This window comes from Glycomyces sp. NPDC021274 (genome assembly GCF_040641195.1).
In the GTDB taxonomy this organism is placed as follows: domain Bacteria; phylum Actinomycetota; class Actinomycetes; order Mycobacteriales; family Micromonosporaceae; genus Glycomyces.
Genome location: NZ_JBFADC010000031.1, coordinates 1 through 4,189, shown reverse-complemented (window position 1 = coordinate 4,189; position 4,189 = coordinate 1). Strand labels below are relative to the sequence as shown.

The window sequence follows — 4,189 nt, the reverse complement described above, 5'->3', positions numbered from 1 at the left end:
CGGTGCTGTCCCCCGGTGGCCCCTCGGGGGAACTTCCGCGGCGCAGCACTAGCTGTACTGACCGGGCACGTTGATTGAGAACAGGGGACCTGATCGGCAATCACGATGCGGGGGTTGAGTGTCTGTCAGCCAGGTCCCGGGCGAGCTGACTGATGCGTGCGCGGGCCGTCTCAGGGGCGAGCACCTCGATGTGGTCGCCGAACTGAAGAAGCTGACGCACCGACTCGATGTCGGGGTAGCGCACGACGACGACGCACGAGCCTTTTTCCGCGTCGGAGACATGGTGGATGCGGGTGCCGAGGATGCGCCGCGCCAGGTCGAGACCCTTTTCCGGCAGGCGGATGGTCACGCTCACGCGATCTTGCTCCTCAGTGCGTTTCTTCAACACGGCCCATCTGGTGTGGAGGGTTTGGCCTGGTTGGAGCACGGCTGGTGCGTCTAGCTGTTCGAAGGCCGACAGTCGTTCCAGAGCGAGCAGCCGGCTGTCGCCCTGGTCATCAGCGACGAGATACCAGCGACCTGATTTCGCCACGATCCCGTACGGGTCGACCACCCGTGTCGAGGCCTGGCTCTCGGCGCTGCGCCGGTACAGGATTCGAAGGCGTCGCCGGTGTCGCAGGGTCGAGGCCAGATCCGATACTTCGACCGCTGCCTCGGGGGCAGCAAACCACGCGGTGCTGTCGACAAGCACAAGGTCAGCCAGCCGCAGCGGGCTCGGCGACTCAGGTGCTGCAGCCTGGCGGGCGGCGATCTTGCGCTCGGCCGACTCCCACGCCGCAGTTAGGCCCATTCGCTCACGTAGTGCGCTGTCCAAGCCGGCCACGGATAGGGCCTCCAGTTCTGGTGGTTCCAGATGGGATGCGCTGAGCCGTGCACTGGGGAGCAGGACGATCCCGCCGTTTCGCCCACGTTCGGCATAGACGGGCACGCCCGCTGTCGATAGCGCCTCGACGTCCCGCAGCACAGTCCGCCGGGACACCTCAAGACGCGCGGCGAGCTCCGTGGTAGTGAGCCGCTGACGGGTCTGCAGGAGCAGCAGGAGATGCAGGAGCCTTGAAGCCTTCATGCTTACCCATGTTCTCAGAAAAGGTGACAGGTTCCGTCGCGATTGGGTGATCCACTGGGTGCTGGACCGAGAAATCAACGAGTTGAGGAGCACTCCATGCCCGCACCGAACCTGTTCCTGATCGGCGTCCGCGACGCCGAGGCCGCCACCGCCTTCTACAGCGACCTGTTCGAGATCGAACCGACCTTCACCAGTCCCCACTACGTAGCCTTCGAAGCTGCCCCCGGTGTCCTGTTCGCACTGTGGACGGGCTACAGCGAGCACGCGGTCCCGAGCCTCCCTCGTACGACAGAGATCGGACTCATGGTGCCGGGGCCATCGCAGGCGATTGACGAGATCTTCACGAGGTGGGCCTCGAAGGGGGTCCACGTTGTGCAGGAGCCGCATGATGCTGTCTTCGGCCGCACGTTCGTGATTACGGACCCTGACGGCAACCTCATCCGAGTCTCCCCGGTCGACTGACCTGCACTATCCCTCCTCGCATATCTCCAAGCTGAAGGGCCGGCCACACACCATGGCCGGCCTTTCAGCCTGTCTCGTGGTGCGCCGCGAAAGTTCCGCCGGTGATTATTGAGCGGTCAGGCGTTTGTTGATGTCCTCGACGTCGAACTGGCTGGGGTCGAAGGCGCCGCCGACCCATTCGAGGAGTTCGTCGTGTTCCTCGTGTTCGGGGTCGGTGATGGCTTCGAGGAAGTTCGCGTAGCCCCACGGGCCGCCGCAGTCCTCGGGCGGACAGGCCCGGCGACCGGTCAGGCAGCGGGGATAGGCCGTTTCGGGGTCCCGGGGCAGGGCCTTCTCCACCTCGATGCGGTGCCCCCAGTCGTCACCGAAGTCGTAGGTGTAGCTGATCTTGTCCCCGGCGGCTGGCGCGACGGCATGGAGCGGGACCTTGCGTTCGTCGCGGTGGCCGAGCTCGCTGTCGCGGCGGCCGTAGTCACCGGCCGGGGTCTCGAACAGGTGCATGTGGTAGTTCTCCCAGCCCATCGCCTGCTGGATCACCAGGTGCAGGCGATCGAGCGTGAGGTCGGCCGGAACCTGCAGCCGCCGCCAGACCGGCGGGCGGATGTCGGTCAGGGTGACCTTGATCTGCAGGACGGAGTCAGCGGGCATGGCACGGTTCCTTCGCAGCGACGGCGCTCTCGTCCTCAGTCTGGCGGGGCCGCCCCTTGTAGTTCCAACTGAACGGGCGGGCAGTCTCGTTGTGGGCGATGGCGAAGTCGGTGACCTTCTCCAGCAGGTCGGCGCGTGAGGAGAAGTCCCCGTGCCGCAGGACGGCGCGGGCCAGGAGCGAGAAGAAGATCTCCACCTGGTTCAGCCAGGAGGCGTGTTTGGGGGTGTAGTGCGCCACGATGCGGGGGTGTTTCGCCAGCCAGGCCCGGGTGGCCTTGGAGGTGTGCGAGGAGCCGTTGTCCAGCACCAGATGGATCGTCAGATCTGTGGGAATGCATCGCTCCAGCCGGGCCAGGAACCGGATGAAGTGCGCGGAGTCGTTGCGCGGCAACTCCTCCACGACGACCTGTCCTGTGTGCACGTCCAGCGCGGCGGTGACCGAGACGGTGCCGTGGCGGACGTACTCGAACTCCCGCCAGCGCACCCGCCCGGGGCCGGGCGGCCGGTCGGGGTGCTTGCGGGAGCGGGCGGCCATCGCGGTCTTCTCGTCCACCGAGAGCACCACCGAGCGCGGCGGGCAGGTGCGGTAAAGGTCGCAGACCTCGGCCGCCTTGCTGAAGAACTGTGGGTCGGCGGGCCGGGTCAGCCAGCCGCGGACCCGGTGCGGCTTGACCTGGAGCGCGGCGAGGATGCGCCCGGCCTGGGAGGCGGAGATACCGGTGTCCGCCAGGTGAGCGGCGATCAGCCGGTGCGACCAGCCACCATAAGGGCGCGGCGGCGTACTGGTGGCCGTCGCGACGATCCGCAGCCGGACCTCCGGCCCGTACATGGGCGGCCGGCCCGAACGGGGCCGGTCCTCCAGCCCGGCCAGCCCCTCTTGGGCATATCGGTCGCGCCACCGCACCACCGTGGAGACATCCACCCGCACGATCTCCGCTATCCGCCAGGCGGAGCACCCACCAGCAGCCAGCAGGACTATACGAGCCCGGCGGACCACACGCTGTGGAGCGGTATGCGCACGCACCCGCTCCAACAGCACGCAACGATCATCAGGATCAAGCACCATGCCCGATCAACGAGCCGATGGCCATCGGCGGAACTTCCGCGGCGCAGCACTAGCACGGGGCCGCGCGGGGCGGCAATGACCGCGCGCCGGGGGCGCGAGTGCCACCCGTTCGAAGGAATCCCGGAACGGAAAGGTTGAAAGTTGAACGAGATGCCGCTACGGTGAATCTCGTTGAACGTTAAACAATGCCGTTCGTTCGACCGCCGAGGCCCCGCCCGCGCCCGTCCCCCGAGGAGAAGCCATGTCCCTGTTCCGCAAGCGCACCGCCGCCCCCGCCCCCACCGCCGCTCCTGCTCCCGCCGCTGCCGCCGTACTGGACGCGAACCCCGCGCTGGCCGCCCTGACCGGCGACTACACCATCGACCCGGCCCACAGCAGCATCGGCTTCACCGTCCGGCACGCCATGGTCACCAACGTCCGCGGCTCCTTCGGCGAGCACGAGGGCGCGCTGAAGCTGGACGGCGGCAACCCGGCCGCGTCCACCGCGCACATCGACGTCAAGATCGCCAGCATCGACACCGGTATCGCCGACCGCGACGGCCACCTCAAGAGCGCCGACTTCTTCGACGCCGAGCAGTTCCCCCTGATGACCTTCCGCTCCCACACGATCGAGCAGCTCGACAGCGAGACGTACCGCGTCACCGGCGACCTGACGATCAAGGACGTCACCCGCCCGCTCGCCATCGACCTGGAGTTCAACGGCGCCGCCACCGACGTCTACGGTGCCCAGCGCGTCGGCTTCGAGGGCAGCGCCGAGATCCTCCGCTCCCAGTGGGGCCTGACCTGGAACGCGGCCCTGGAGACCGGCGGCGTCATGGTCAGCGACAAGGTCAAGCTGACCTTCGACATCTCGGCGGTCAAGGCCGCCTGACACCCGGCAACGGCTATGCGAAGGGCCCCGGCAACACACACCGCCGGGGCCCTCGCCGCTTTCCTGGCAGGGCCCC

The 4,189-nt window shown here is 67.6% G+C and carries 5 protein-coding genes; 2 read left to right on the top strand and 3 right to left on the bottom strand.

Annotated features, from left to right (window positions below; translation table 11 throughout):
- Nucleotides 1-100: 100 nt before the first annotated feature.
- On the bottom strand, nt 101-1,066 hold the full coding sequence (locus AB0I03_RS26215; RefSeq protein ID WP_360417270.1) for a WYL domain-containing protein: 966 nt from the start codon (nt 1,064-1,066) through the stop codon (nt 101-103).
- Nucleotides 1,067-1,162: 96 nt separating this feature from the next.
- Between AB0I03_RS26215 and AB0I03_RS26210 the strand changes: the two genes are divergently transcribed.
- Nucleotides 1,163-1,528 (top strand): VOC family protein, encoded by a 366-nt coding sequence (locus tag AB0I03_RS26210; protein ID WP_046929261.1) that lies wholly within the window; start codon nt 1,163-1,165, stop codon nt 1,526-1,528.
- 105 nt (nt 1,529-1,633) lie between these two features.
- Here AB0I03_RS26210 and AB0I03_RS26205 read toward each other — a convergent pair whose 3' ends face one another.
- Both AB0I03_RS26205 and AB0I03_RS26200 read right to left on the bottom strand, forming a co-directional pair.
- The gene (locus AB0I03_RS26205) at nt 1,634-2,176 is read right to left on the bottom strand and encodes a plasmid pRiA4b ORF-3 family protein (protein ID WP_073449977.1); all 543 of its coding nucleotides are present in this window, start codon (nt 2,174-2,176) and stop codon (nt 1,634-1,636) included.
- Entirely contained in the window at nt 2,166-3,242 is a 1,077-nt protein-coding gene (locus AB0I03_RS26200) for an IS630 family transposase (RefSeq protein ID WP_073449979.1), read from the bottom strand. Before AB0I03_RS26200 ends, AB0I03_RS26205 begins: the two co-directional genes overlap by 11 nt.
- A gap of 241 nt (nt 3,243-3,483) precedes the next feature.
- On the opposite strand from AB0I03_RS26200, the gene AB0I03_RS26195 reads away from it, so the two are divergent.
- Nucleotides 3,484-4,113, top strand: a complete 630-nt coding sequence (locus AB0I03_RS26195) for a YceI family protein (protein ID WP_102925997.1) — start codon at nt 3,484-3,486, stop codon at nt 4,111-4,113.
- Nucleotides 4,114-4,189: the final 76 nt, after the last annotated feature.

What these genes read in the sequence shown, in the direction of transcription:
- AB0I03_RS26200 (WP_073449979.1), bottom strand. Translation starts at nt 3,242, where the DNA reads ATGGTGCTTGATCCTGATGATCGTTGCGTGCTGTTGGAGCGGGTGCGT.
- AB0I03_RS26215 (WP_360417270.1), bottom strand. Translation starts at nt 1,066, where the DNA reads ATGAAGGCTTCAAGGCTCCTGCATCTCCTGCTGCTCCTGCAGACCCGT.
- AB0I03_RS26210 (WP_046929261.1), top strand. Translation starts at nt 1,163, where the DNA reads ATGCCCGCACCGAACCTGTTCCTGATCGGCGTCCGCGACGCCGAGGCC.
- AB0I03_RS26195 (WP_102925997.1), top strand. Translation starts at nt 3,484, where the DNA reads ATGTCCCTGTTCCGCAAGCGCACCGCCGCCCCCGCCCCCACCGCCGCT.
- AB0I03_RS26205 (WP_073449977.1), bottom strand. Translation starts at nt 2,176, where the DNA reads ATGCCCGCTGACTCCGTCCTGCAGATCAAGGTCACCCTGACCGACATC.